This is a genomic window from Paenibacillus abyssi, from assembly GCF_014640295.1.
In the GTDB taxonomy this organism is placed as follows: Bacteria; Bacillota; Bacilli; order Paenibacillales; family Paenibacillaceae; genus Paenibacillus_D; species Paenibacillus_D abyssi.
In genome coordinates, this window is record NZ_BMGR01000013.1 from 109,093 (window position 1) to 135,019 (window position 25,927).

A 25,927-nucleotide genomic window follows, 5' to 3' on the forward strand; every position below is an offset into this window, starting at 1 on the left:
GTCCCAAATGATTGAAAGGGCTGAGGGACGGCTCTTTTTCGTGCGGCCACTAAAAAAACATTCCCCGAAATGAAGCGTTGGATAGGCATCCCGGTACACTGCGGAATATCTTATAAAGTGAGTGACAGCAGCAGTGGAGACGGGAGGAGAAGTGAGAATGACGAATTCAGCCGGATTGCCGGTTTTTAAGAATGAGGCTTTTACGGATTTTTCGCTGCCTGTGAATCAAGCGCTTATGGAAGCCGCGCTTCGTAAGGTGAAGGCGGAGCTCGGCAGGGATTATCCGCTGCGGATCGGGGCGGAGAGAATCATGACCGGCGACAAGATCGTGTCGGTTAATCCCGGCAATATCAGCGAAGTTGTGGGGCGGGTCAGCAAAGCTTCCCTGGGATTAGCGGAGCAAGCGATGCAGGAGGCTCTGAATTCTTTTGAAGCATGGAAGAGGGTGCCTGCGGCCGAACGTGCAGGTTATGTATTTAAAGCCGCTCAGCTGATGCGCGAGAGAAAGCATGAATTTTCAGCGCTGATGATTGTTGAGGCAGGGAAAAATTGGGCGGAGGCCGATGCGGATACGGCCGAGGCGATTGATTTCATGGAGTTTTACGGCAGAGAAATGATCCGCCTTAGCCTTACGAATGAGCATCAGCCCTTAACGAAAATAGAAGGCGAGGACAATCGTTTGGCGTATATTCCGCTAGGCGTGGGAATCGTCATTCCGCCCTGGAACTTTCCGTTAGCGATCTGTGCAGGGATGACGACAGCTGCCATTGTCTGCGGCAATACAGTCGTACTAAAGCCATCGTCGCTTACACCGGTTATCGCCCATAAATTTGTGGCATTAATGGAGGAAGCAGGGCTGCCTTCGGGGGTCATCAATTTCGTACCGGGAAGCGGGGCTGAGATCGGCGATTTTTTAACGAAACATCCGAAGACGCGGTTTATCAGCTTTACTGGCTCTAAAGAAATAGGACTTCGCATCCATGCTTTGGCGTCCCACACGGCAGACGGCCAGAAATGGATGAAGCGCGTCATTGCGGAAATGGGCGGCAAGGACGGCATAGTCGTTGACGAAACCGCAAATGTAGAACAAGCGGCCAAAGCGATCGTCGCATCGGCATTCGGCTTTCAAGGACAGAAATGCTCAGCCGGATCCCGGGCGATCATTGTTGAAGCGGTCTATGATAAGGTTGTTCAACTGGTGAAGGAAGAAACAGAAAAGCTCTCTGTCGGCCTGCCCGAATTGAATTGCCCGGCTGGACCGGTATCAGACCGGCAAGCCTACGACAAGATTATGGACTACATCGAAATCGGCAGACGGGAGGGCCGTCTTCTCACCGGCGGAGACAAAGCTGAAGGGAATGGGTACTACATTCAGCCTACTGTGTTTGTGGATGTCGACAGTAAGTCGCGCATCATGCAGGAAGAAATATTCGGCCCTGTTCTGGCGATCGGCAGGGCGAAGGATTATAAAGAGGCAATCGCCATGTATAATGATACTGAATTTGGTCTGACAGGGTCCTTTTTCTCCCAAGATGAAGCACACATACATTACGCGCTGGATGAAATGTTCTGCGGCAATCTTTATATTAATCGTAAATGTACGGGAGCCCTGGTAGGCGTCCATCCGTTCGGAGGCTTCAATATGTCGGGCACAGACTCCAAAGCAGGGGGATATGACTATCTGCTGCTGTTCACGCAAGCGAAGCTGACATCGAGAAAAACGTAAATATGGAAGAGGAGTATCTATCTAGGCCAGCTTGGAGAAAGCCGTATTCACGCGATTCGTAAATCGCAGGGATACGGCTTTCTCATATCTTCCGGGAAACGATGAATTCTTGTCCTATTTCACCTGATACCGCCATATAATCTATCAATGTAAACAAACCCGTTCAGGAGGTTGTTATAGATGAGAGGCTCCTTGTTTAAGAGAGTGGCGGTAGTGGCGATCTGCACGGTGATATTTCTTCTGTGGCTGCAGACAACGGAGGAGCTTTATGTAGGCAGTGCTGCGGGTGTAGCGGAAGAATCCAGCGCGGGGGCGGGAGACACGATCACTGTCATCGGTCAGATCGGAGCTGCCCCAAGTGTTAGGGGTGAGGCGTTTATTCAGCCGGCCAAAGCAAAAGTCGAAACAGAAACCGAAGCCGAGAGGATGCCAGCCGCAGCGCACAATAAGCAATGGGGTAATGGCGATCCAAACGGCGGGGATCCGGCACAGCCGACGGTCTATTTGACCTTTGATGACGGCCCTAGCAAATGGACACCGCAGGTACTCGATATATTGCAAGAACACGGGGTAAAGGCTACTTTTTTTGTATTGGGCAAATTGGTAGAGGAGCGGGAGGAGACGGCACGCCGCATCGTCAGCGAAGGCCATTCCCTTGGCAATCATACCTACGATCACGAATACACAAAGCTGTATGGGAGCAGCTTCCTTGGCTTCTGGGAACAAGTACAACAGACCGACGAGGCGATATTCCGGGTTACCGGTGAACGGGTGCGGATTTTACGGGCACCGGGCGGCACGTTTAGCAATTTTGATGCCCTCTACTTTTACTATATGCAAGAAGCCGGTTACGAAGTTCACGACTGGACGATGGATTCCGGCGATTCGAAACGGCGTGGCGTGCCTGCGCAGGAAATTATCAATAATGTGAAAAAGGCGAAGCTCACCCATACCGTTAACCTGCTTATGCATGACAGCGCCGGCCATCAAGAGACGGTCAAGGCCCTGCCTGAAATTATCCGGTATTTCAAAGATAAGGGTTACCGTTTTGCAGCTTTGACGGATCAGGTGAAGCCGGTTACGTTTCGCGTGGGAAATATAAAGTGGGACCGGAGCCCTTCGGAGCGCCAGCATGAGCAGATCTTGGACATGATTAGAAAGGCCGATTCAAGCGGGTATCAGGCACCTGCGGTCAAGCCGAATGCGGCTGCTGCCGCGATGGCGAAAGAACCGCCGAAAATGGACGAGCGGGAGTGGATCGCATTACGTGATTGGGCGCGGGGGAAAGGTACTGTGATGTGGGATCCGGCATCCAAAACGGCTGCATTAACATTGAACGGCGCAGCATTACTTTTCCATCCGGGAGCCGGGAATGCGGCATGGGTGGAATCCGGCCGGACGGAGGCCTCTGTTGACCTGCCAATCAAGTTCACCGACAACCGGTGGTATGTACTGAAAGCGCAGGCGGATGCGCTCGCAGCTGAGTTGGAAACATAACTGCCCACAGCCGTGAAAGACTGTGGGCAGTATGAAATGAGGATATGCTTGTTACGATCAACTGACCGCCATTTGTATTATTTTCTCCTGTCCTTTTTACCTTTCGCGGAGCGCTCCTTAAGAATCACGGCATACGTGCCGTTGCCGCTGTTCCAGAAAGAGGCTTCGGTTCCCTTAATTCGGTGAGGGACAGCGTGAATCTTTTCGGATTCCGGTTCGAGCATGATAACGGCTGCATCTGAGGAAGGCGGCTCTGTCAGCCGGATGATTCGCTCCACATAAGATTTGACCGGTTTTGGAGTCAGGAGTGTTTCTCCCTTGTCGTTTACTAGTGTCATAGAGAAGGCATACAGCGGTGATAACAGCTCCATATCACCTTCTGAAGGTTTTGGCATGAGCTCCGCTGATTGTTCCGTGACATTCATTCTGAGATGATAGCTGCTTGCTGATTCTCCAAGCGCCGCGGACCACTGCTTGAGTGGCAGCCGTCCCGGCTTCAAGGTCCACTCGGCTTGCCCCGTTTGAATCTGGACAGAGGCATTGCCTTTTGCGTTCTCTAGTGCTGCCAATGGGAGGACAACGGTGCGTTCCGCCACGATCCTTACCGTTTTATAGGTGTCCAGTATGTTCTGCAGAAGCTCCGCATCAAGCGGCTGCTCTTCGATTGCTGCTGGTATTCGAATGGTATTCTCGTCCACTTCAGGAACAGGCATCGTAACCTCTATCAATACCGGACCGGCATTCAGTGTCCGGCCATCCAGTGTTACTGCCGCCGTAATGCTTGCTGTACCTGGCGCTACGCCGGTCAATTGATCGCCGTTCACCGACACAATGCCGGAATCGCTTGAGGTGTACGTGATCGCCGCACCGCCCAGCAACGCCTGCTTGCCATTCTTTTGCATGACGGAGACAGAGGCTGATGTGCTGCTGCCCACTTCTACTGAACCTGCTCCGATGGTCAATGCTGCGCTCTCCAGTTGAACCGGAACTTTATGCAGCTTGCTGCCCTGCGCATAGAACAGACTGCCGTCCGGGCTTTGTGTCATCAGATTGACTGTTCCCGGAATGACCTGCTTGGAGCGCAGATCCTTCGGATCGATCGCCATCAGTTTGCGTCCGATGGTCGAATAGATGAGACCGTCGTCTCCCCAGCGGATATAGTAAGGCCTATATTTACTTGTATTAAATGGCGAGCTTGTGATGACCTTGCTCTTCACAATCGTAAGCGTCTCCGGATCCATAGCGAACAGTGCTGCGTCATACCCGGCGCTCTGGCTGACAAATCCGTCAAGAATCCCCCAGATGAGACCGTCCGGTCCGACAGACAGCTCCCCGATCAGCTTGACTTCACCGCTAACCCCGGGAATCCGAGGGGTGAACACGTTTGTCACCTGCCTGGTCTGGGTATCGAACACAAACAGCTTGGCTTCGGGCTCGCTTGGATTGACGCCTAAGCCTCCCCATATCGAAGTGCCCCCGTATATTTTTCCGTCGTGGTAGGCCAGCCCGAACAGGCTCTGGTTCGGTACGATATTCCGGAAGGTTTCCGATTGAACTTGAATACTGTTATCGGCGGGATTGACGGTTTCCTCCAGGATGGTCAGCGCACCGCCAAGCTGGCCGTAAGAAGGGAAGGTGCCGATAAACAGCTTGCCGTCTCCGGATGTCATCGTGAATGGCCGGTCTTGGTTATCTTCAATGTCCAGCACCATGCCGGGGTTACCCTCGCCCAGCTCGTTGTAATTGAGCGGCTTGCTCATATCAAGCCGGTACATCACAGCGCCGCTGTACGTACCGAAGTAGGCGGCCTCCCCTAGAAATCCTATGCCTTCAGGCTGATGGAATTCTTTATTGTTGTAGATGAACTCTCCGCGCTCAAGATCATAAATGCTCATTCCTCGCTGGTATCCTCCGATATACAGATACCGTCCGTCCGTTTCCATAACATTAGCCGCTGTTGCCGAGGCCGGAACTTGTGCGGAGTGCTCCGCATATTGCTTGGACTGCGGATCATACAGGAACGATTCCCCGAATGCGGCCATACCGGCAAGCACCTGTCTACCGGCAAGCGGGCCGCTGTCCGGGGTGATCCAGGCGTGCGCTTTTACTGCAGTGTCATCCGGTAATTCCGGAATGCCATCAATACGCGTCGCTGTATTATCGGCGATATTGTATACGTACAGATCGCCCCTAAGCTTGTAATAGATCAGATTCGGGTTGTCGGGCGAAGGCGGAGCAATCTTCGTCTGGAATTCGAGTGTCGTCACATGCGCGCCGGTTGCTTCGTCCATGACGTAAAGCTCGTTGCCGCTGTAAGCAAACAGCTTGCCGCCGTAGATATCGACCTCGGAGATGGTTCTGTTCGTTCCGGATTTGGCTGGAATAACGATCTCGGTAATTTCCTTTGTCTGACGGTTATAGCGCATAAGATGGGCGCTTGTGCCGATCCCGACATAGACGTAATCGTCTGTCACGCCTAATCCTCTGGCATACTGCTGCCCTGCTTTCATCACGCCCAAATCGAGGAAGGTATTGGAGGCGATGTCATATTCAAACACGCGCCCAAGATTCGTATTGGAATACGTGCTGCCGTAGATTTTGCCGTCTCGGCTTGCTTTCAAGTCAAATACCTGTTTGTTGGACGGATTAACGCCAAGCGCTTCAATTCTTTGTTCGGCGACAAGGTAACGGTACAGCGTCCCGTTCGAGCTGAAATACATATTGCCGTCCGAGCCCTTGGCTATCGCCCAGATTGTATCGGCCGATCCGGAGATGGGCTGTGTAAATTTGAGGGCGCCTGTTGAAGCGTCAACGACATGAAAGGACACAGGCGAACCGACCGTTGTCAAATAGTGCTCCCATCTTCCGTCAGGTCCGATGCCGTAAGCCGCGGATTGGGACAGCGCATAGGATACCGCATCACCGATCATAACCGGCGGATCGTAAGGCACCTCAAGCGGTGTGCTCGTATCGACCTTTTGCTCCAGCTTCACATCATCGATATAAGCTCGCGTATCTGTGCCTGCCGCGCCATAATAGAAGGTGATTTGAGCAAATTCGGCGTCAGCCGGCGCGATGCCTTCGAGCGTTACATTGTCCCATACGCCGACCTTATTAGCCAGGATGCTGTTCGAGCTGCTGCTTAAATCTGCGCTGGAGCCTGCTTTTTTGTACCTCAGGTAGACTCTTACGCTTTTGGATTCAACATAGACACTTGTAGTTACGCGGTAGGTTCCGCCTGCTGTGATTGGAATCAATTCACTGGCAACCTCGAGTGATTTTGATGTCGAGTGGTCAGCCATATACAAGCTGTTCAAACCGGATGCAACGCGTTCCTGGCGAACGCTGACCTCAAGCCCGTCCGATGGCATGGCGGGATTTGCCGTCCATCCTAGATAACTGTCCGCAGACTGTTCAAAACCTCCATTAGGCACTGCGATCGGCTCATAAGTGACATTTTCTGCGCGGGCTGTCTGTGCTGCGGGAAACAAAGCCGGCACGGCCAATGCCGCGCTGAGCAGGATCGCGGTTAACCGTTTCCATTTCATGACCATTAACCTCCTTCAAATGTGCTCTCCCTTATTATTCAATCGAATACATGGATGCAATTGGAAGAGAAATCGATTTGTTATCAAGACTAGCCTGCAAATATTTCCTTTGTCAATGGAAGAAATGACCATTAACCTCGTTAAATTGATTAAAAAATTCAAAAATTCGTTCGTTTTAAAGGAAAAATGTGATATTTAATTTTTTTTTTCTCTAAATAGCTGTTATAGAATCCTCTCCACAGAACCTTTAGATTTTCTTCTTTTTGTTAAGATTGCATTATTTTCTTGGCTTGCCTTCTCAAGCATAATAAACGCAGAAAGCGCATTCGGCATTACTTATCTCACCAAAAGGAGTCCTAAGCATGAAAGTGACACAGGCACATGCCAACAACCCCCGAACCTGGAAAACGATTGTCAAGGACTGGGATCTCTATCTCATGCTTGTTCCAGGAATGATGTTCCTCTTCCTGCTGAAGTACACGCCAATGTACGGATTAATCATTGCTTTTCAGGATTTCAGCATCTTTAGAGGGATCGGAGGAAGCCCGTGGGTAGGTTTGAAACACTTTGAGAGGCTTATTGCAAATGACCAATTTCTGAATGTATTAATCAACACGATATTGATTAGCTTCTACAAGCTGATCTTTTTGTTTCCGGCACCGATTATCGTGGCTGTACTGCTCAATGAAATTCGGAAAATGATGTTTAAGCGCATTGTGCAATCGGTCATCTATCTGCCGCATTTTATTTCCTGGGTTATTATCAGCGGCTTGTTCATCAACATGCTCTCGCTGACTGACGGCATCGTCAATACCGTAATTGAATGGCTGGGCGGGGAACGCATCGCATTCTTTATGAACCAGAGTGCATTTCGTCCGCTGCTTGTCGTTACGGAAGGGTGGAAGGAAGTCGGCTGGGGTACGATCATTTACCTGGCGGCGATCGCATCGATCGATCCGCAGCTGTATGAAGCGGCCAAAATGGATGGCGCGAATAAATTTCAGCAGATGATCCATGTTACACTTCCCGGCATTTTTTCCACGATTGTACTGATGTTTATTCTGCGGCTCGGAAATATGCTGGAGGCGGGCACGGAGCAGATTCTCGTCATGTACAATCCGGTCGTCTATGACGTGGCCGATGTCATCGGAACGTATGTGTACAGGGTCGGAATCGGGGCATCCGATTACAGCTTCTCTACCGCGGTCGGCATGTTTGAGTCCGTTGTCGCTTTTGCGCTGGTCGTATCCGGCAACGCGATGTGCAAAAAGTTTCTCGGAAGGAGCATCTGGTAATGGAACTGACAAAACCGGCCTTGAAACGGCGCGATAAGCAAAATCTCATCAAAGAATCGTTCGGAGAACGGGTGTTCAATGTTCTCAATTACAGCTTCTTTATCGTACTTGGCATCATCACGCTGTTCCCGTTTCTCAATGTCATTGCGAAATCATTCAGCAGTGAAGCGGCAGTGGTGTCGGGCATCGTAACGGTCTTTCCCATTGATTTTCAGGTCGGCACCTATGAACTGGTGCTCGGCAACACGCAGTTCCTGAATTCCTTTAAAATAACGATCTTAGTCACGGTCGTCGGCACCTTCGCTTCGCTGCTCATGACGGTATTAGCCGCTTATCCGCTGTCCAAGCCGAACTTGAAATTCAGGAAGCCGCTGCTGCTGATCTATGTGTTCACGATGCTGTTTAACGGCGGCATCATTCCAACGTACCTGGTCATGCGCGAGTTGGAGCTCGTGAACACGATCTGGGCGCTCTTTGTTCCAGGCCTGATCAACGTCTTCTATATGCTGATTGTCAAAAATTTCTTCGAAGCCCTTCCGGACAGTCTGGAGGAATCGGCTAAGCTCGACGGCGCTTCGAACATGAGGATTCTGTTCAGCATTATTCTGCCGCTATCGAAGCCGGTACTGGCTACGGTTGGACTTTTCTATGCGGTATTGCTGTGGAATAGTTACTTCAACGCGATGATCTATATCACCTCGCCGGAATTAAAGACGCTGCAGCTCTATTTGAAGGAATTGATCGCATCTACGCAAGAGGTGCTGACCACCGCAGGACAGATTGACGTTAACCGCGATTTGAATCAGGCTCCTGAAGCCGTTCGTGCAGCCTCGATCGTGACGGCTACGATCCCGATTCTGCTTGTGTATCCGTTTTTGCAGAAGCATTTTGTCAAAGGCGTGCTCGTCGGCTCTGTAAAGGGCTGAATAACATGTAATAAATCCCTTTCATTTCCACATTTTTACCTTGTGGGGATGAAGGGTTTTTCTGTTATCATAGGCTTTATTACACAGGCTGTATTATACAGAGTTTGGGGGCGGGAACTTGATTAAAGCGATACTTGTTGATGATGAGCCCATGACAAGAAACGGGCTGCGGCGGTTTGTGGATTGGGGACGGATCGGGATCGAGATTGCCGGCGAAGCGGAGGATGGCATTGAAGCGTATGAGCAATTCATTCTGCTGCGGCCGGAGCTTGTATTATGCGATGTCCGGATGCCCCGTATGGACGGGATCGAATTCGCGCAGCGAATCCGCCAGATTGATCCGGATTGCAAAATCATCTTCTTAAGCGGTTACAACGATGTCGAATATTTAAAATCCGCAATTAAGCTGAAAGCCGTTGATTATATGCTCAAACCGATTCAGATGGCTGAGCTGGCCGAATTGCTGGAAGAAACAGTGAAGTCCATTCGTGCATCTAGATCAGAACAGCAGGAGCTGGATGCGATGCGGGATCAATTTGACCGCAGCAAGCCGGAGCTGATGGAGCGGCTGCTGAAGACCATTCTGCAGCTTTCTCCGGTTTCCGGGCCCGGGTATGAAGCGATCGAAGAGGACATAACACGGCTGCAGGCTTCCTTTCCTCTGAAGGGTTACTATCAATGCATCGTATTCGGCTTTCAAAACGACGATGCAAGGCTGCGTTGGAAGGAGGAGGCTGGTGCTGAAGCGGCTTCGGCCGGGCTGCCCGCGTTGACCGCCTTGGTGGACGGCATCGGGATCGCTTGTGTGGCGCTGTCCTCGCAGCGCAATGACGACCGGCTCGGCATGTGGTTAAACCGCTTGACCAGGCGCAAAGGGCAAGAAGAACAGCAAGGGGTTGTCGCCGGGGCCGGGGATGCGTTCCCTCATTTGAACGGCTGCGGGACTTCTTATGAGCAAGCTTTAAAAGCTCTTTCCCATCGATTTTACAGAGGCTGGAACACAGTGATCTGGTATAACAATCTGCCGACGGACAGCCATCAGTCGGGTTTATTTGATAAACAAGCCTTTATCAGGTTTGAGGAGCTGCTTAGAGGCAAGCAGCTGCAGGCGGCCGCGCAATGGCTGGACCAGATCATCAACGAGCTGCTGTTGTTTACCCCGATGGACGTGGAGGCTGTGCGCAAGAAGCTGTTCCGCTGGTACGTGGCGATGACCCGGGTTTACTCGGAAACGATGTGGGAATTCGAGAACGACCAGTTATGGGCGACAATGTTCGTCTCCGGCGAGCTGTATACGATCCGCAAATTTATGATGCACCGGCTGGACATCATTCAGGAAGCGCTGGAGCAGACGGATTCAAGCGACAAGACAGTGATTCGCGACATCATCCGGTTCATTCAAGAGAACTATAACAAGGATGTATCGATTAATACGGTGGCGGGCCATGTCCATCTGGCCCCGACCTATATGTGCATTTTGTTTAAGAAAGAAAAGGGCGTATCGATCAACGATTATATTACCCAATACCGGATTGAACAGGCCAAGCGGCTGCTGCGCGACCGGAAGCTGAAGCTGTATGAGGTATCGGCACAGGTTGGCTATCAGGATGCCAATTATTTTGCCAAGGTGTTCCGCAAACTGACCGGGGTCATTCCTTCGCAATACCGGGATACCCTCCAGGAAGACTGATGAAGCTGGAGAATGTGCTTCGCCAAAAATTGTCGCGCGTCCGGATCAAAACGAAGCTTATGCTGGTATTTTTAGCTCTGATCTTTATCACGGTCGGATTGGTGTCCCTCATTATTTACCAAAATACAATCCGCATCCTGGAAAACCGCGTCGAGCAAACGACTGAACGGGCGATCAATCAAGCTAACTCGTTCCTCTCATACAAGCTCAGCAATGTAAAGGACGTTTCCAGTATATTGTTTATGAACACCGAGCTGAACGATACATTGAACGCCGGGAAAGCGGGCACATCGCTGAGCAGGCAAATCGATGACTATCATAAAATATTGAATATTTTAAGGTCGGCCCAAAACAGCCGTGAAATCTACAGCATCCGGCTTTATGTGAAATCCAGCAGTATTTATACACGGGAAAACAGCGCGATTTTTGCCTTGTCCAAGATCGAACAGGAGGCTTGGTACAAAGAGATGCTGGTCAATTCGGAAGGGATCTACTGCCGGTCGACCTATGAACATGATTATTACGGAGAACGGGGCAAGCAAAATATTGTATCCTGCGTTCGTCCACTGTATTCGAATGGATTCGGCGGAGAAGTGTTGGGCGTCCTGTCGATTGATATTCTGGAAGACACGTTCCAACAGATCATTAAAGAGACGCAGATTACGACAACCGGCAAGGTCTATCTGGTGGATAAAATGAACCGCGTCATCTCCAGCGACGACCCGTCCGATATCGGTCAGGCCGTCGATGAGGTCGATATGCGGTCTCATATTGTGATAAACAAGCGAATTGACGGGACAAGCTGGGGACTGGTTGCCCACATTCCGATGGAAGAAATCTATGCGGAGAGCCGCCAATGGTCTTATCAGTTATATGCCGTATTATTTGTCGTTACCATTTTCGGAGTGACGCTGGCCGCAGCTTTTTCGGAGGGGCTGACGCGCCGGATCGGGCCGCTGCTGCAGCAGATCAAGAAGATTGAATCGGAGAATTGGGATTCGCATACCCCGGTGACCTCGAATGATGAGATCGGTGTATTGCAGTCTCATTTAAATCAGATGAGCGAGAATATGCGCCGGTTGATTCAGGAGAAATATAAGACAGAAGCAGAGAAGAAAGCGGCACAGCTGCAGGCGCTGCATGCGCAGATCAACCCGCACTTCCTGTACAACACGTTGGATCTGATCCATTGGATGGCGATGGATAAGGGCGCGGGCGAGATCAGCGATGTTGCCGGCCAGCTGTCGAGTTTCTTCCGGATCAGCCTCAGTCAAGGGCGTGACGTCATTCCGATCATTGATGAGCTGGAGCATGTAAGAACTTATCTGGATATACAAAACCGCCGCTTTGGCGGGCAGATTGATTATACGATCGATGCGGATCCTGAGCTTCTTCAGTTGAAAACGGTCAAGCTGATTCTGCAGCCTGTCGTCGAAAACGCGGTGCTGCATGGCATCCGGGAGAAGCGGGGCAAATCAGGCTGCATTCGAATTACATGTTATTTACATGGGGATAAGGTTGAATTTACCGTTGAAGATGACGGAGTGGGAATAAGCAAACATAAACTCAATGAGCTGAACAGCGACTCGCTGAATACAGGCTACGGCATCCGCAACGTGAAGGACAAGCTGAAGCTCTATTTCGGTAAAGATTCGGAGGTAACCTATGAACCGGCTGAACAAGGCGGTACCCGGGTCCGAATCCGCATTCCGGTTACCTTGGAGGATATAAAGCCCAGGGAGATGGGCGAGGAAGCATATCAGGACAACAAAGCAAGCATCTAAAGACAAATACAGACACGCGGGCGCGTGATAAGCTTGAAATCAGGAAAAGAAAACACTTTCATAAATGGGGGAGATACAGTGAACAAGAAATTAAGTATCGGTATCGTCTGCGTATTGATCTTGGCCATGCTCGCTGCTTGCGGCAGCAATAACGGGTCATATAACGGGAACAGTAACCCGGCAACTGGCAACGGCGGAGCGTCCGCGGAGCAGGAGAAGCCTGTTCTGAAGCAGCTCGGCTTCCAACGGAACTTCGATCCCAACAAGGATCCGGTTGCCGCTTTCCTGGAGGAGAAGACAGGTTACAAAGTGGAGTATGAAACGCTGCCGCTTGAGAACCCGGATGACAAGCTGAATCTGTTAATGGCCAACAACGAGCCGTATGACATCGTTAAGCTCTCCGGCGCACAATACAATCGCCTTGCTGTTCAAGGCGCGCTCGAACCGCTGGATGAGCTGCTTGCGCAGCATGGTCAAAACTTGCTGAAAGAAACACCGGCTGAGTTTTTCGAGAACGCTAAAGTAGATGGTCAAATCTATGGTATTCCGGAGAAACATCCGCGCGGATTTGTCGGCAGTGCGCTTGCGATACGCCAAGGGCTGCTCGATGAGCTGAATATGCAGGTTCCAACAACAATTGATGAGTTCTATAACTTGTTAAAAGCGATTAAGGAACAAAAGGGTATTGTGCCTTTAACCGGATTTGAAAGTATGATCCCTGAAATTTCCGGTGCTTTCGGTGTAGTAACAAGCTTTGACGTTCAAGACGGCAAATTGATTCACCGCCTGGAAGGGCCGGGAATGAAAGAGTATCTTGCATTTATGAATAAGCTCTATAGTGAAGGGTTGATCGACCCTGAATGGCCGGTGAACAAACCGGAGACAATTCAACAAAAGTTTGCGACCGGCAAAGCCGGCATCATGACGTACGGATGGGGAATTGCGCCTGCTGTAACCGAAGCGCTCAACAAGAACATTCCGGATTCGAAAATTACGCTGATCACCTCCTTGAAGGGTGAGGACGGACAAATCGGCAACTGGATTCAGGGAGGCGGCGTCAGCTGGTATATCGCGATACCTAAATCCTCCAAAAATAAAGAAGCAGCTATGAAATATATGAACATGAAGGTGGAGCCGGAGCTGTTCAAGGAGCTGGCGATCGGTGAAGAAGGCGTCCATTATACGAAAGAGAGCGACGGGAAGATGTTTCCGGTTCTGCCGGCATTCAATGAGGCGCGAGGCAACTCCGACTGGTTCATGACCAGCACCGATGCTTCGGAATTCGAAGAGCTCTGGATGCTTCGCGTACGCAAGGATGCTGTGCTGTACGCAACCTTCGAGGAAATACAGGAGAAGCAGCTCTCCTTTTCGAAAAGCGACCCTACACTGCTTGCGCCGCCGCTGCCGGTTGTTGCCAACAATCTGCAAAAGCTGAACAAGGCGGAGAACGATTATGTGATTAAGGTTATGGCCGGCGCTGAAACGCTGGATGGGTATGATAAATTCGTAGCGGATTGGAAATCGCAAGGCGGTGCCGATTTGCTGGCTGAGCTGTCGGCTTGGTATGACGAATCGCAGAAATAATGAAGCTGAAGCCGGGATGGCAGCATCCCGGCTTTCTTCTATATAAATACCTAAAGATATTCCTTGTTTTCGTAAGATCCTATGGATGACTGACCGGCTGTTTCTGAGGTTAAATAGAAGGATAGAATTGTGTTCAGCTTAGAGAAGGAGGGTTTTGTTATGCCGTCTATTGCTGCTGCAGTACATCCTGCCGGTACAGCTGGTTTTGATAAACGCTATTTAGAGCGTGCAATTACGCTGAGCCATGTTACGCTCTATCAGGTGCGTGACTGGTGCGGTTACGAGCTGGAAGGACGCTCCACAGCACAGGCACACCTGCTGATCTATATGCTGTCCGGGAACGGCATGGCAGCGGTTGATGGACACCGGGTCCATCTGCCGCAGCGGCATTTCATCCGGGTCGAGCCGGGTCGAAGCTATCGGATCGATACGGCAGAACGTTCGAATGAGGCGATGAGACTCGTGTCCGTGGAGGTGCAGCCGGTAACCGGGAGTAAGCGTCTGGCAGCCGTTTTTCAATCAGGCACAGACAGCCAGGCGATACATGATACGGCAGGCATGGACGAACTCTTCTTTGAGCTGATGCAGGAATTACAGATACATGACCGTTATACACAGACGATGCTGGATAGCCTGATCAACCGGATGATTGTCCAGATGGGCAGATTAATAGACGGGGCTGTCAGTACGGCAAACGGCAAACAGAGGGTATTAAATAAGAAAGAACTCGTCTACCAGACGGTGCAGTACATTGACCGGCATATTGAACATATTGACGAGCTTGGCCAGGTCGCCGAGGAATTAGGATACAGCTATTCACATCTGTCGCACGCGTTTCGGGCGGAGATGGGCGTTCCCCTGCAGGTGTATTGGGTGAAGCGCCGTATGATGAGGGCGATGAACAGGCTGCAAACCGGGCGCTGCAGCATTACGCAAATATCCGAGGATTTGAGCTATCAATCGATTCATTCCTTCAGTAAAGCATTTAAAAAGGTGACCGGCTTTACGCCGTCTGAATATCAGAGTCTCTATGGAAAAGGATCGGGTTATAGATAGATTCATATTTGATCATTATGGTTGTTGAATATGATTGAAAAATGCAGAATAAATATTTTTTAGCGCATTTCTTCCCTTTGGTCTATAATAAAATGGAACTTCTGTACCTGCCTCCCAGTTTACCTTGATCTTTTGGTAGGGTTAATAGGCTTGGTGTAGGTGAGAAGCGGGGAGGCTTTATGCCGCCCGTAAAATCAGAATTATGTATAGAAAAGGGTGGAATGATGAACAAAATCACCATGCTGCAAAATCCCAGCGTCATTCGCCGGGTGTTCACATCATCCGCATTGGAGAGACTTTCAGCGATGGCAGGGGAACTCGCCGTTCCTTCTGAACCATTGGGAGAAACACCCGAAGCGGCGGAACATTTTATCCGGAATGCCGATGTTGTCATCACTTCATGGGCAAGTCCGGCATTATCTCAAAACCTGCTCGACTTGGCCCCGAATTTAAAATTGGTCCTTCATGCGGCAGGCTCGGTGAAACCGATTATTACCGATGCTTTATGGGAGCGAAGAATCCCTGTCATCTCAGCAGCTTCCGTACTCAGCAGAGGGGTTGCTGAAACGGCACTGGGCCTGACGATCATGACGTTGAAAAATGTATGGGAAGTAACCGCACAGACACGTGCCGGAAATTGGTGGAACAACCGGGCGGATGAGGTGCGTGAACATATACGGGAGATGTATGGCGTAACAATCGGTGTCATCGGGGCCGGTCAGGCAGGAAGACATTATATGGAACTGCTGCGCCATTTTCGGGTGAACATCCTCCTTTATGATCCAACTGTGTCCGTCCAGGAAGCCGCAGCATTGGGTGCGCAATCCGTCTCCTTGGAGCAGTTAATGGAAAGCTCGGATGTCGTTATGGTGCTTGCGCCTGAGATACCGCAGACATATCACATGATTAATGAAGAAAGGCTGTTCATGATGAAAGACGATGCCGTGCTCATTAATCTGGCGCGAGGGTCGCTGGTTGATGAAGATGCGCTGGGCAAACGGCTTGAATCCGGAAAGCTAAAGGTGATTCTGGATGTTACCGAACCTGAACCGCCTCCGGCTGATCACTGGCTCCGTAAGCATCCGAATGTGATGCTGACAGGGCATATTGCAGGGGCGGTTAATAATGGCCTGTTATCCATCGGCGATTTTACCGTGGATGAATTACAGCGTTTTTACGCAGGAGAACGTTTGATTGGAGAAATTGATCCAACCCGTCTACATATGTTGGCTTAGGAGGATGTATATGAAAATCGCTATATTTGTGAACAGTCATCAGTCTCTTCGATTGTCGCCGGTTGAAGAGGCAGACCGCTTTGCCTGGATGGATCTGGATACGATTGCATTGGGAAATTACGATGCGGTGTTCCTTATTGGTTCACCGACACTCGATAAGTCTTCAGTCCTGTCGCCTGAGGCTTGCGCCAAGCTGTGGGCATTCGCAGAACAGGGCGGACGTATCTATGCGGAGCTGGTGGAAGCGTTTGATTTTTCAAGCTCCCGCTTATTCGGATGGAAGCAGGATTTTCAGGCTACGCGAAGAACGATCGAAAAACTGCGGAACGACCGTGATATTGAGGGAATGGCGGCGGGAGAATTGCTCGAATGGTCGGGCCCGATGCTGCGCGGCTTTACATTTGATTCCGAGGTTAAACTCTCCTTTGGCGTCTATCAAGAGACGCACAGAAGCGAGGAAAGAGGGGGAGGCGCACTTCCGGGGCTTATCGTTCGCAGGCTTGGGGCAGGTACGGTCGTATACGCCGCGTTCTCTTTGTTTTCCTGCAGTGATCCGGAAACGTTGAGGCCATACAGCCGGTGGGCACCGTTTATCCAGCATTTGGCGGAAGAGACTGGCCTTCCATTACGAATGTGGGCGCCGCTGATTGGCATGGGAGGTCATGTAACGGCCAGACAATCGGTAGAGGCGAACCTCGACTGGTTCATCAGCTCGGGCATGCTGCCAAGTGCCGATGGCTCAAAAGGCGTGTATGAGAATATTCATTCCGTCACAGCGAAGCTCTCCCCCGACCGCCGGCCGGATTGCCATGCGCATACGGCGCTGATGTTTCATTTATATGGCAGATGGAAAAATGACGAAAAGTGGCTGGCGGCATCCGATCATCTGCTTCACTATTTGTTTGAAGAGGGTTTCCAGGATATGGATCCGTTATCGCCTTCCTACGGATTTTTCAAGTGGTACGATTTCCCGGGCGCTTATCCGCATCAGCTGTTTACCGATGATAACGCTTGGGTCTGCTTTGTGCTGTTGTATCTGTACCGCAAGACCGGTAAAGAAATTTACCGGGAACGGGGGATGCTCGTGGCGGAAGGGCTGCTTTCGACGCAGCGGCCGGATGGGCTCCGCCCGAACTGTCTTACGCGCGGGCAGCTTGCGGAGCTCGGAAGAGCGGGAGTACGAGAGCTTGAGCCAAGCTTGAATCCGCATTTTGAGAGCATCACCCATGCGGCGTTTATTCAAGCCTATCTGGTAACCGGAGAGAATGCGTACCTGGAAACAGCGGTGACCGGCGCCCGTACGCTGCTGGCCAGACGGGACGAGTTCAAATTCATGTATAGCCGTACATCCGGGTTGACGAGGCTGCTGCTGCCGCTTGGATTTTTGGCTGGGCATGACCATACAGGCGAGCTTGAAGCGGGACTTCGTCAGACGGTGGAATATTTAACCGCGCATCAGCATTCCCTCGGCGGCATTGAGGAGGCGGATAATCCGGATCCGGAGCGTTTCGGCCAGGAGGATGCGGGTGTATATATCGCCAACGGAGAGGGAATTGCAGATCAGCTGTATACGAACAATTTCCTTGTGATGAACAGCTGGGAGGCTTGGCGGGCAACCGGCAATCCGCAATACAAGCAGCTGCATGATGAGGTGGCTGCATTTATGCAGCATATACAAATTCGCAGCGCGGATGGCCGTTATAACGGAGGCTGGATGCGTGCGTTCGATCTGAACAAAGCGGAATATTTCGGCAATAACGGAGATACGGGCTGGGGGCCTTACTGCATGGAAAGCGGCTGGACCAATGCGATTACTTCAGCCGGGCTGCTGCTCGCTTTACTGGACGAGAGCGTATTTGACTGACGGAGGCGGGAAGAACGAGATGATGAAGAAGCCGAAGCACATGACATTGGAGGAAAAGGTCGGACAGCTGTTCACCTTCTATTATAAAGATGCAGCTTATTCCGAAGCTGCGGAACAGTTCATTTCGGAATTTAAAGCCGGCGGCATTTTCCTGGATATGGAGAGCCTGGACACACCTGAGCAGGTACACGGTTTAACCGGGCGTATGCAGCGTGCTTCATTGGAGAGGGGAAGCGGGATTCCGCTGTTTATCGCTGCGGACTTCGTTGCGGGAGCAGGCTGCAAGCTGCCGCGCGGCGGGGCGGTATATTTTCCGAAAAATATGGCGATCGGCGCAGCGGATGATGAGTCACTGGCTTATGAAAGCGGAAGAGTTACCGCTGCAGAATCACTGGCGATGGGTGTGAATTTCAATTACAGCCCGGTTGTCGACATTAACAACAATCCGGATAATCCGGTGATCGGCACGCATTCCTTCGGCGATTCGCTTGATGTCGTATCGCGCATGGGCGCTGCGGTCATCCGCGGCTATCAGGAGCACGGTATGATTGCGACGGCAAAGCATTTTCCAGGTCATGGCGACACGAATGTGGATTCCCATCTCGATCTTCCCGTCCTGTCCTTTGATAGACAGCGGCTCGAGCGCTTTGAGCTTGCTCCCTTCCGCAAGGCGATTGAGGCGGGTGTGGATGCAGTAATGGTGGGGCATATCGCCGTACCTGCCTTAGATGAGGAGCTGCTTCCCGCATCCCTTTCCCGTCCGATGGTAACGGGGCTGCTGCGGGAGCAAATGGGCTTTGAAGGCCTGATCGTAACAGACGGCATGTCGATGAAAGGCGTCACCTCGAAGTTTACACAGGCGCGCGCCTGTGTCATGGCGCTGCATGCCGGCGCCGATATTTTGCTTGTGGATCCGCTGGAACCGGGTGAAGCGCAGGCGATGGTCAATGCGGTACTGGAAGCGGTACGCTCGGGTGAGCTGGACGAAGCGCAGATTACGCGATCTGTTGAACGGGTTATCCTTGCAAAAGAGAAATACGGATTAACGCCGGAGCAGTATGATCTTCGGGCATTCGACGGATCCGGATTGGAGCTGGCAGCCTCGAAGCGGATCAGCTTGGAGCTGGCCAGAAAAGCGCTTCGTCCACATGGGGATGCGGCATTATGGGATGCGGTGCGGAAAGGCGCTGCCGAAGGCGCCCGCTTGCGGCTGATCTGTGAGGATGTGCTGGCGGTATTTGCAAAGGGACTGGTTAGCAATGGCGCTGTGTCTGAACGAATGGCGATCGCCTCCTATGAACAATTGCCGGATGCTTTGCTGCAGGTGCCTAAGCAGGAGGCACTGATTGTAGGCATTACCTGCAATAAACGGATGCGGCAGGACGTACTGGAGCAGCTGAATCATTTTGCATTGGAACGGGACCAGCCTGTTGTGCTTGTCCACTTCGGTTCGCCGTTCGATGCGGTATCGTTTCCGAATGTGCCGGCATTGCTGCTTCATGACCGCGCCCCTGCCCTGCAGGAGGCGGCTGTAGAATATCTGGTGCGCCAACTGCAGAGCGAAGGGAGCCTATAAGATGGAAATACATAAACATGCCGATATCGTCATTATCGGCGGAAGCACCGGCGGCTGCGCGGCTGCCCTGGCGGCATCCAAAGCCGGTAAAACGGTCATTATGACGGAGGAATCGGATTGGATCGGCGGCCAGCTGACCAGCCAAGCGGTACCGCCCGATGAGCATCCGTGGATCGAGCAGTTCGGCTGCACGGCAAGCTACCGTGAATTCCGTACCCGGGTGCGGGATTATTATCGCCGAAACTTTCGCCTCCAGCCTGCTGCGCAGGCTGCGAATCCGTTCAATCCGGGCAATGCGATTGTCAGCCAGATCGCGCATGAACCAAGAGTTGCGCTGGCGGTACTGCGCGACATGCTTGCCCCTTATGTTCACCGGGGTACGCTGACGATTATAGAAAACTATAAAGCGGTGCGGGTGGAGACCGAAGGGGATATCATTCATGCGGTTCATGTTCAGAGCAGGCTGACAGGAGACATTGCCGTTCTGACCGCTCCGTATTTCCTGGATGCAACCGATGAAGGCGACCTGCTCCCGATGTCGGGAACGGAGTATGTCACAGGAGCCGAGTCGATGCAGGAAACCGGGGAACCGCACGCACTGGAAGGAGCTGCCGATCCTGCGGATATGCAGGCTTTTACCTGGTGTTATGCCATTGATCACATCGAAGGCGAAGATTTCACCATTGCTAAGCCGGAGCAGTATGATTTCTGGAGGCAGTATAAAGCCGATTTTTGGCCGGATCAGCAGCTGAGCTGGATGGGGCTCGTTCCGCATACGCTGGAGCCGGTCCGTTACAGCTTCTTTCCGGACGGCAAGTCGTTCTCACTCTGGAAATACCGCAGAGTCATTGACCGTACACTGTTCGAGGACGGAGCATTCGACAGTGACATTACGCTGGTCAACTGGCCGCAGAATGATTACTGGCTCGGTCCCATCATTGATGTGGAGCAGGCTGAACGTGAGAAGCATCTGGAGAACGCGCGCCAGCTGAGCTTGTCGCTGCTGTATTGGATGCAGACGGAAGCGCCGCGCCCGGACGGCAAGGCCGGCTACCCCGGGATCAGGCTGCGCGGGGATGTGTCCGGGACATTGGACGGTCTGGCGAAGATGCCGTATATCCGGGAGTCCAGGCGGATTCGGGCGGAAACGACTGTGTTGGAGCAGCATTTGAATCCCGAGTGTCGGCCGGATGGCAAGGCGATGGATTATCACGATTCGGTAGGAGTAGGCGGCTACCGCATCGACCTGCATCCAAGCACAGGATTGCGGACTTACATTGACGTATCCAGTCTGCCCTTTCAAATCCCGCTTGGCAGCCTGATTCCGGTGCGGATGAATAACTTGCTGGCGGCCTGCAAGAATATCGGAACCACGCATATTACCAACGGCTGCTACAGGCTGCATCCGGTGGAATGGAATATCGGCGAGGCGGCAGGATATCTGGCGGCTTATTGCCTCGAGAATAAGATGTTGCCCCGTGCCGTTCGGGCGGATCATGACGCACTGAGCAGTTATCAAGGGTGGCTCGGCGCTGCCGGAGTTGAGATGAAATGGCCTTCCTTGCATGCATTATAAATCGATGGTTTCAGCCATGCGGATGATCCGCATGGCTAATTGACGAAGAGGTGAACGAATGTTGAGTACGCTTATCGCTCCGAAAAGTCTTGTTGTTTCCTGCCAGGCGCTGCCGCATGAACCGCTGCACGGTTCGCAGCATATGGCAGTGATGGCCCGTGCCGCCTGCGAGGGAGGGGCAAAGGGAATCCGCTCCAACAGCCCCGAGGATATCCGCGCGATCCGCGCGGCTGTCGATCTTCCGGTAATCGGGCTGTGGAAGCGCGATTACGAAGGTTTTGACATGTACATCACGCCAACCGTGCAGGATGCGGTTGCCGTTCATGAAGCCGGAGCGCATATCGTAGCGCTGGACGCCACGGACCGTCCGCGTCCGGATGGATTGAGCTTGAAAGACACGATTGCGAAGCTGAAGCAAAGAGGCGTCGTGATCATGGCGGATATATCGACTTATGAAGAAGGAATCAACGCCGCGGAGTATGGCGCGGATTATATCTCCACCACATTAGCGGGATACACACCATACAGCGAAGGGCCGCTTCCACGCTTGGAATTAGTGAAGCAGCTGTCTGACAAGCTTACTGTTCCGGTTGTGGCGGAAGGCGGAATTTGGACGCCGGAGCAGGCCAGACAAGCATTGGAGCACGGCGCCTCCTTCGTCGTCGTGGGCTCGGCAATTACGCGTCCGCAGCTCATTACGGCACAGTACACCTCTGCGATGGCGGAAGCCCGGGAATCGGGGAAATGATGGCGGGCTCAGCAGGTGAAGGCGTAAGGTCGGGTAATGAAGAGATGAGGATAGATTCCACGTCTGCTGGAAGCACTCCGGGAATCGATGAGCGGGTACCTGGCGTCTTTATCGGTATCGATGTCGGTGGGACGGGAATCAAGGGCGGATTGGTGACGTCCACCGGCGAATTATTGCTGGAGCGCTCGGTGCGTACGCCGGTGCAGGAAGGCAGAGACGGCATTTTGCGTGAACTCGGACAGCTCGCATTGGCGCTTATCGCCGCTTCGGAGCGGCCTGTGCTTGGCATCGGCGTAGGCTCGGCGGGATCGATTGATCCCGTATCCGGCGGGGTGATATTTGCCACGGATAATTTGCCGGGCTGGACAGGTACGCCATTAGCCGCCAAATTATCCGAGCGAACCGGACTTCCGGTCCGGGCGGATAATGATGTGAACGTGGCAGCGATCGGGGAGGCCTGGACAGGCGCGGCGAAGCGATACGATTCCTTCGCGTTTGCCGCGCTGGGAACAGGTGTTGGCGGAGCGCTCTTCAGCGGGGGCAGAATCATTCATGGCTTCCAAGGACGAAGCGGCGAGATCGGCCATCTTATCTTGAAGCCGGGGGGGCTGCCGTGCAATTGCGGGCAGAAGGGCTGCCTGGAGCAGTATGCCTCCGGAACGGCGCTCAACCGGATTGCGCGCGGGATTGATCCGCAGTGGACGAGCTACACGTTAATGGAGCGTTACGGGGAGAAGGAAGCGCGTGCGGTCGAAGCGGTCGAAGCATTTGTGAGTGATCTGGCTTCAGGGCTCATCTCGCTCTATCATGTGTTCGGGCCGGAAGCGATTGTGCTCGGCGGCGGGTTGATCGAAACCGCGGATTTATGGTGGGACCGGCTGGAGCAGGCGCTTTGCGAGATGTCGCAGAAGCCGATTATCATTGAGAGAGCGAAGCTTGGAAACCAGGCGGGCATCATAGGGGCAGCCTATCTGGGGCAAATCGCGGCGAACGTCTGAGAGGACGGGCGCCGTGTTTTTTTTGGGAATGGCAAAGGCAGCTTTTGCTTATTTTCTTGAGTTCGGAGTGAAACAAGCGATCAGATTCAGATTCAGATTAAGTTTCACTGTGGCAGCTCTACGTAAATCAGATGGATACAATCACCAAGGTGCTGGGTTGGCCCTCAATATACTTCTCGACAGTTACACCTTTACATCTATCGTGCTGTACACCCCATATGCTTCAAGCCCAATCATGCTTTTTCATCACTTCTTTTAAATAATTAGCTGGAATTCCTCCAGCAAAATTTTAACTGATCCGTGCTTATGAGCTAATTACCTGGAAAAGCTCCAGCTAAATGGTCGCTTGACCTGGTTTACAGCCAATATGGGCGCAATTAACGGGAGGTATTCCAGGTAAGTGTTGCTTGTTGTGATGAGTGCAAATATTATCGGGAGGTTTTCCAGTTAATTAAAAGCTCTATATTGCAGCCATTTAGTGCTATTAAAGCGACCTAGTGCGTATCATAGTCTGTTTTACAGCACTCTGGTACGTGTTAAAGCGCCCTAGTGCGTATCATAGTCTGTTTTACAGTACTCTAGTACGTGTTAAAGCATTCTACTAAGCAGTCTAGTAGTGACGAAACCGATTCTTTCTTGATTGGAATTTAAATTTTAGCTGGAATTCCTCCAGCAAAATTTTAACTGATCCATGCTTATGAACTAATTACCTGGAAAAACTCCAGCTAATTGGTGGCTTGACCTAGTTTACAGCCGATATGAGCAAAATTAACGGGAGGTATTCCAGGTAAGTGTTGCTTGTTGTGGTGAGTGCAAATATTATCGGGAGGTTTTCCAGTTAATTAAAATCTCTCTATATTGCAGCCATCTAGTGTTATTAAAGCGACCTAGTGCGTATCATAGTCTGTTTTACAGTACTCTAGTACGTGTTAAAGCGTTCTACTAAGCAGTTTAGTAGGTGACGAAACCGATTCTTGATTGGAATTTAAATTTTAGCTGGAATTCCTCCAGCAAAATTTTAACTGATCCGTGCTTATGAACTAATTACCTGGAAAAGCTCCAGCTAAATGGTCGCTTGACCTGGTTTACAGCCAATATGGGCGCAATTAACGGGAGGTATTCCAGGTAAGTGTTGGTTGTTGTGATGAGTGTAAATATTATCGGGAGATTTTCCAGTTAATTGAAATAAACGAATCACCAGTCACGCAGTAACTGGCGATCCGAGGATTTTACACACAATTATGGACTTGTCCAGTGAGATGGTAAAGGACTCCTAAGGCGCTTATAAGATCCCCGCTAGCTGAAGTAATCTAATCCCCCTCGAGCCAGCTCATATCGGACGATTCTGGCTCCCTTCCCGCTGTAAGAGGGAATCAGCCAGCCTTTTGTACATAGCTTTTGTAACATTAATACCGCAGTTTTGTGGTCGATTCCGAAATGCTGCTCCACGTCCTTCGGCCGAATGGGCTTAGCCAGCTGTAGTGCGAGGCGGATGATCTCTTTCTCGGCAAGTAGTGCGCGAGAGATAGGCGTCTGTGAAGGCTGGTATCTGCTCAGAACCATACGCAGCATTGTAGCACAAAGCTCGGGTTGCTGTTCCACATCGTCGTAAGCGAAGGAAATGACGTGATATCCCATAGCGTGAAGAAAAGTTTCCCGATTCAACTCATTGCAATATTTTTTCCGGTCCATGTCCCGAACGTGGGTTGCATAGCCTTTAATTTCAAATAAAAGCTTTACATATCCCGGGAGCCAGGCCAAATCCGCAAAGTACGATCTTCCCCGCCAATCGAGCACTTCGTATTCCGGATGCAGACTTTGGAGATTCCCCTGAACCGGCCACCAGACGTTACGTAGAAACAGAGTTTCGGCGTGGTTATGCCCTCTCTCTAACCGTCCCTTCCGTTCTCCGGTTCTATTGGTGAGATGGTGCTGGATAAAAGAAGTGTGGACTTCTTCAAAGTGCATTTCTATCATCCTCTCTGAAATAAAAAAACGCCCCGTTCTGCACTCGCTAACTGTGACCTGGAAGATGCACCTTTTTTAAAGTGTCTCTCTTTCAGGTCACAGTTCACACTGGAGTGAAACGGGACGTTCTTCGTCTCTTATTACAAATTATAGGTTAATTTGTTGGGTATGACCAGTCTCTTTTGTGGAAAATTAATGCCTCCTTATTGAGAATTGGGGGGTGTTTGATTTGTTTTGCAATTTTCCATGCCGCAGGGTACACTGAGTGGGAACTCACGCCGATCAAGGAGCCGATTATGAAGAGCCTTCTCGTCACGGGGTACCGTGCCCATGAATTGAATATTTTTGATCAAAAGAATAAAGGTATTCTATATATTAAAAAAGCAATCGAAGGTAAGCTCATTCCCCTCGTTGAAGAGGGGCTGGAGTGGGTCGTTACGTCCGGACAATATGGCGTGGATCTGTGGGCATGCGAGGTGGTTATCGAAATGAAGCGGCGGTATCCGCACCTTAAGCTGTCCGTTATTTCCGCATATCTTAATCCGGAAGAGAAATGGAAAGAGGAAAAACAGGACTACTACAGAGACATTCTGAAGCAGGTTGATTACCATGGCACGGTCAGCCACCAGCCCTACAACGGCGTATGGCAGCTAACGGCAAGGGATGATCTGCTGCTCAGAAAGACGGACGGGATTCTTCTGTTCTATGATGAGGATGCAGGAGAGGCAAGCCCTAAATTTATTAAGCAAAGAGCGTTGAAAAAGCAGGAGCAGGACGGGTATATGTACCTGAACATTACTGCGGAGGACGTTCAGGGAATTGCCGATGAGGAGAGGCGGGAATGGTAGATTTATAG

The 25,927-nt window shown here is 51.4% G+C and carries 17 protein-coding genes; 15 read left to right on the forward strand and 2 right to left on the reverse strand.

Annotated features, from left to right (window positions below):
* Positions 1-157 precede the first annotated feature (157 nt).
* A complete protein-coding gene (pruA, locus tag IEW11_RS18805; RefSeq protein ID WP_188532600.1) occupies positions 158-1,726 on the forward strand; it encodes an L-glutamate gamma-semialdehyde dehydrogenase in 1,569 nt (522 codons plus the stop codon).
* Positions 1,727-1,906: 180 nt separating this feature from the next.
* On the forward strand, positions 1,907-3,223 hold the full coding sequence (locus IEW11_RS18810) for a polysaccharide deacetylase family protein (RefSeq protein ID WP_229725456.1): 1,317 nt from the start codon (positions 1,907-1,909) through the stop codon (positions 3,221-3,223).
* Between the two features lie 77 nt (positions 3,224-3,300).
* Here IEW11_RS18810 and IEW11_RS18815 read toward each other — a convergent pair whose 3' ends face one another.
* A complete protein-coding gene (locus IEW11_RS18815) occupies positions 3,301-6,771 on the reverse strand; it encodes a hypothetical protein (protein ID WP_188532601.1) in 3,471 nt (1,156 codons plus the stop codon).
* 362 nt (positions 6,772-7,133) lie between these two features.
* On the opposite strand from IEW11_RS18815, the gene IEW11_RS18820 reads away from it, so the two are divergent.
* The 12 genes from IEW11_RS18820 (at position 7,134) to IEW11_RS18875 (ending at position 23,103) form a co-directional block, all read left to right on the forward strand.
* Positions 7,134-8,066, forward strand: coding sequence for an ABC transporter permease (locus IEW11_RS18820; protein ID WP_188532602.1), 933 nt, complete (start codon positions 7,134-7,136; stop codon positions 8,064-8,066).
* Positions 8,066-8,992: a carbohydrate ABC transporter permease gene (locus IEW11_RS18825; protein WP_188532603.1), complete on the forward strand. Its 927-nt coding sequence runs from the start codon at positions 8,066-8,068 to the stop codon at positions 8,990-8,992. The genes IEW11_RS18820 and IEW11_RS18825 overlap by 1 nt, the downstream gene beginning before the upstream one ends.
* Positions 8,993-9,110: 118 nt before the next feature.
* Complete coding sequence (locus tag IEW11_RS18830; RefSeq protein ID WP_188532604.1) at positions 9,111-10,682, forward strand: response regulator; 1,572 nt, start codon at positions 9,111-9,113, stop codon at positions 10,680-10,682.
* Positions 10,682-12,466, forward strand: a complete 1,785-nt coding sequence (locus IEW11_RS18835; RefSeq protein WP_188532605.1) for a cache domain-containing sensor histidine kinase — start codon at positions 10,682-10,684, stop codon at positions 12,464-12,466. Before IEW11_RS18830 ends, IEW11_RS18835 begins: the two co-directional genes overlap by 1 nt.
* A 78-nt stretch (positions 12,467-12,544) precedes the next feature.
* Positions 12,545-14,050, forward strand: a complete 1,506-nt coding sequence (locus IEW11_RS18840) for an extracellular solute-binding protein (RefSeq protein WP_188532606.1) — start codon at positions 12,545-12,547, stop codon at positions 14,048-14,050.
* A 159-nt stretch (positions 14,051-14,209) separates the two neighbouring features.
* Positions 14,210-15,106, forward strand: coding sequence for a helix-turn-helix transcriptional regulator (locus tag IEW11_RS18845; RefSeq protein WP_188532607.1), 897 nt, complete (start codon positions 14,210-14,212; stop codon positions 15,104-15,106).
* Positions 15,107-15,330: 224 nt separating this feature from the next.
* Complete coding sequence (locus IEW11_RS18850) at positions 15,331-16,341, forward strand: hydroxyacid dehydrogenase (protein WP_188532608.1); 1,011 nt, start codon at positions 15,331-15,333, stop codon at positions 16,339-16,341.
* A 10-nt stretch (positions 16,342-16,351) separates the two neighbouring features.
* The gene (locus IEW11_RS18855; RefSeq protein ID WP_188532609.1) at positions 16,352-18,205 is read left to right on the forward strand and encodes a glycoside hydrolase family protein; all 1,854 of its coding nucleotides are present in this window, start codon (positions 16,352-16,354) and stop codon (positions 18,203-18,205) included.
* On the forward strand, positions 18,147-19,781 hold the full coding sequence (locus tag IEW11_RS18860; RefSeq protein WP_188532610.1) for a glycoside hydrolase family 3 protein: 1,635 nt from the start codon (positions 18,147-18,149) through the stop codon (positions 19,779-19,781). The genes IEW11_RS18855 and IEW11_RS18860 overlap by 59 nt, the downstream gene beginning before the upstream one ends.
* 1 nt (position 19,782) lies before the next feature.
* Entirely contained in the window at positions 19,783-21,357 is a 1,575-nt protein-coding gene (locus tag IEW11_RS18865; protein WP_188532611.1) for an FAD-dependent oxidoreductase, read from the forward strand.
* Positions 21,358-21,415: 58 nt separating this feature from the next.
* Positions 21,416-22,105, forward strand: coding sequence for an N-acetylmannosamine-6-phosphate 2-epimerase (locus tag IEW11_RS18870; protein WP_188532612.1), 690 nt, complete (start codon positions 21,416-21,418; stop codon positions 22,103-22,105).
* A complete protein-coding gene (locus tag IEW11_RS18875; protein WP_188532613.1) occupies positions 22,102-23,103 on the forward strand; it encodes an ROK family protein in 1,002 nt (333 codons plus the stop codon). Before IEW11_RS18870 ends, IEW11_RS18875 begins: the two co-directional genes overlap by 4 nt.
* A 1,296-nt stretch (positions 23,104-24,399) precedes the next feature.
* On the opposite strand, the gene IEW11_RS18880 is transcribed toward IEW11_RS18875, so the two are convergent.
* Complete coding sequence (locus IEW11_RS18880; RefSeq protein WP_188532614.1) at positions 24,400-25,071, reverse strand: putative endonuclease domain-containing protein; 672 nt, start codon at positions 25,069-25,071, stop codon at positions 24,400-24,402.
* 296 nt (positions 25,072-25,367) lie between these two features.
* On the opposite strand from IEW11_RS18880, the gene IEW11_RS18885 reads away from it, so the two are divergent.
* Positions 25,368-25,919 carry an SLOG family protein gene (locus tag IEW11_RS18885; protein ID WP_188532648.1) on the forward strand — a complete coding sequence of 184 codons (552 nt, stop codon included), beginning with the start codon at positions 25,368-25,370 and terminating at the stop codon, positions 25,917-25,919.
* Positions 25,920-25,927 lie beyond the last annotated feature (8 nt).

Coding starts and splice junctions, on each gene's coding strand:
- IEW11_RS18870 (WP_188532612.1), top strand. CDS start 21,416: ATGTTGAGTACGCTTATCGCTCCGAAAAGTCTTGTTGTTTCCTGCCAG.
- IEW11_RS18880 (WP_188532614.1), bottom strand. CDS start 25,071: ATGCACTTTGAAGAAGTCCACACTTCTTTTATCCAGCACCATCTCACC.
- IEW11_RS18845 (WP_188532607.1), top strand. CDS start 14,210: ATGCCGTCTATTGCTGCTGCAGTACATCCTGCCGGTACAGCTGGTTTT.
- pruA (WP_188532600.1), top strand. CDS start 158: ATGACGAATTCAGCCGGATTGCCGGTTTTTAAGAATGAGGCTTTTACG.
- IEW11_RS18810 (WP_229725456.1), top strand. CDS start 1,907: ATGAGAGGCTCCTTGTTTAAGAGAGTGGCGGTAGTGGCGATCTGCACG.
- IEW11_RS18815 (WP_188532601.1), bottom strand. CDS start 6,771: ATGAAATGGAAACGGTTAACCGCGATCCTGCTCAGCGCGGCATTGGCC.
- IEW11_RS18820 (WP_188532602.1), top strand. CDS start 7,134: ATGAAAGTGACACAGGCACATGCCAACAACCCCCGAACCTGGAAAACG.
- IEW11_RS18825 (WP_188532603.1), top strand. CDS start 8,066: ATGGAACTGACAAAACCGGCCTTGAAACGGCGCGATAAGCAAAATCTC.
- IEW11_RS18855 (WP_188532609.1), top strand. CDS start 16,352: ATGAAAATCGCTATATTTGTGAACAGTCATCAGTCTCTTCGATTGTCG.
- IEW11_RS18835 (WP_188532605.1), top strand. CDS start 10,682: ATGAAGCTGGAGAATGTGCTTCGCCAAAAATTGTCGCGCGTCCGGATC.
- IEW11_RS18865 (WP_188532611.1), top strand. CDS start 19,783: ATGGAAATACATAAACATGCCGATATCGTCATTATCGGCGGAAGCACC.
- IEW11_RS18875 (WP_188532613.1), top strand. CDS start 22,102: ATGATGGCGGGCTCAGCAGGTGAAGGCGTAAGGTCGGGTAATGAAGAG.
- IEW11_RS18885 (WP_188532648.1), top strand. CDS start 25,368: ATGAAGAGCCTTCTCGTCACGGGGTACCGTGCCCATGAATTGAATATT.
- IEW11_RS18860 (WP_188532610.1), top strand. CDS start 18,147: ATGCGATTACTTCAGCCGGGCTGCTGCTCGCTTTACTGGACGAGAGCG.
- IEW11_RS18850 (WP_188532608.1), top strand. CDS start 15,331: ATGAACAAAATCACCATGCTGCAAAATCCCAGCGTCATTCGCCGGGTG.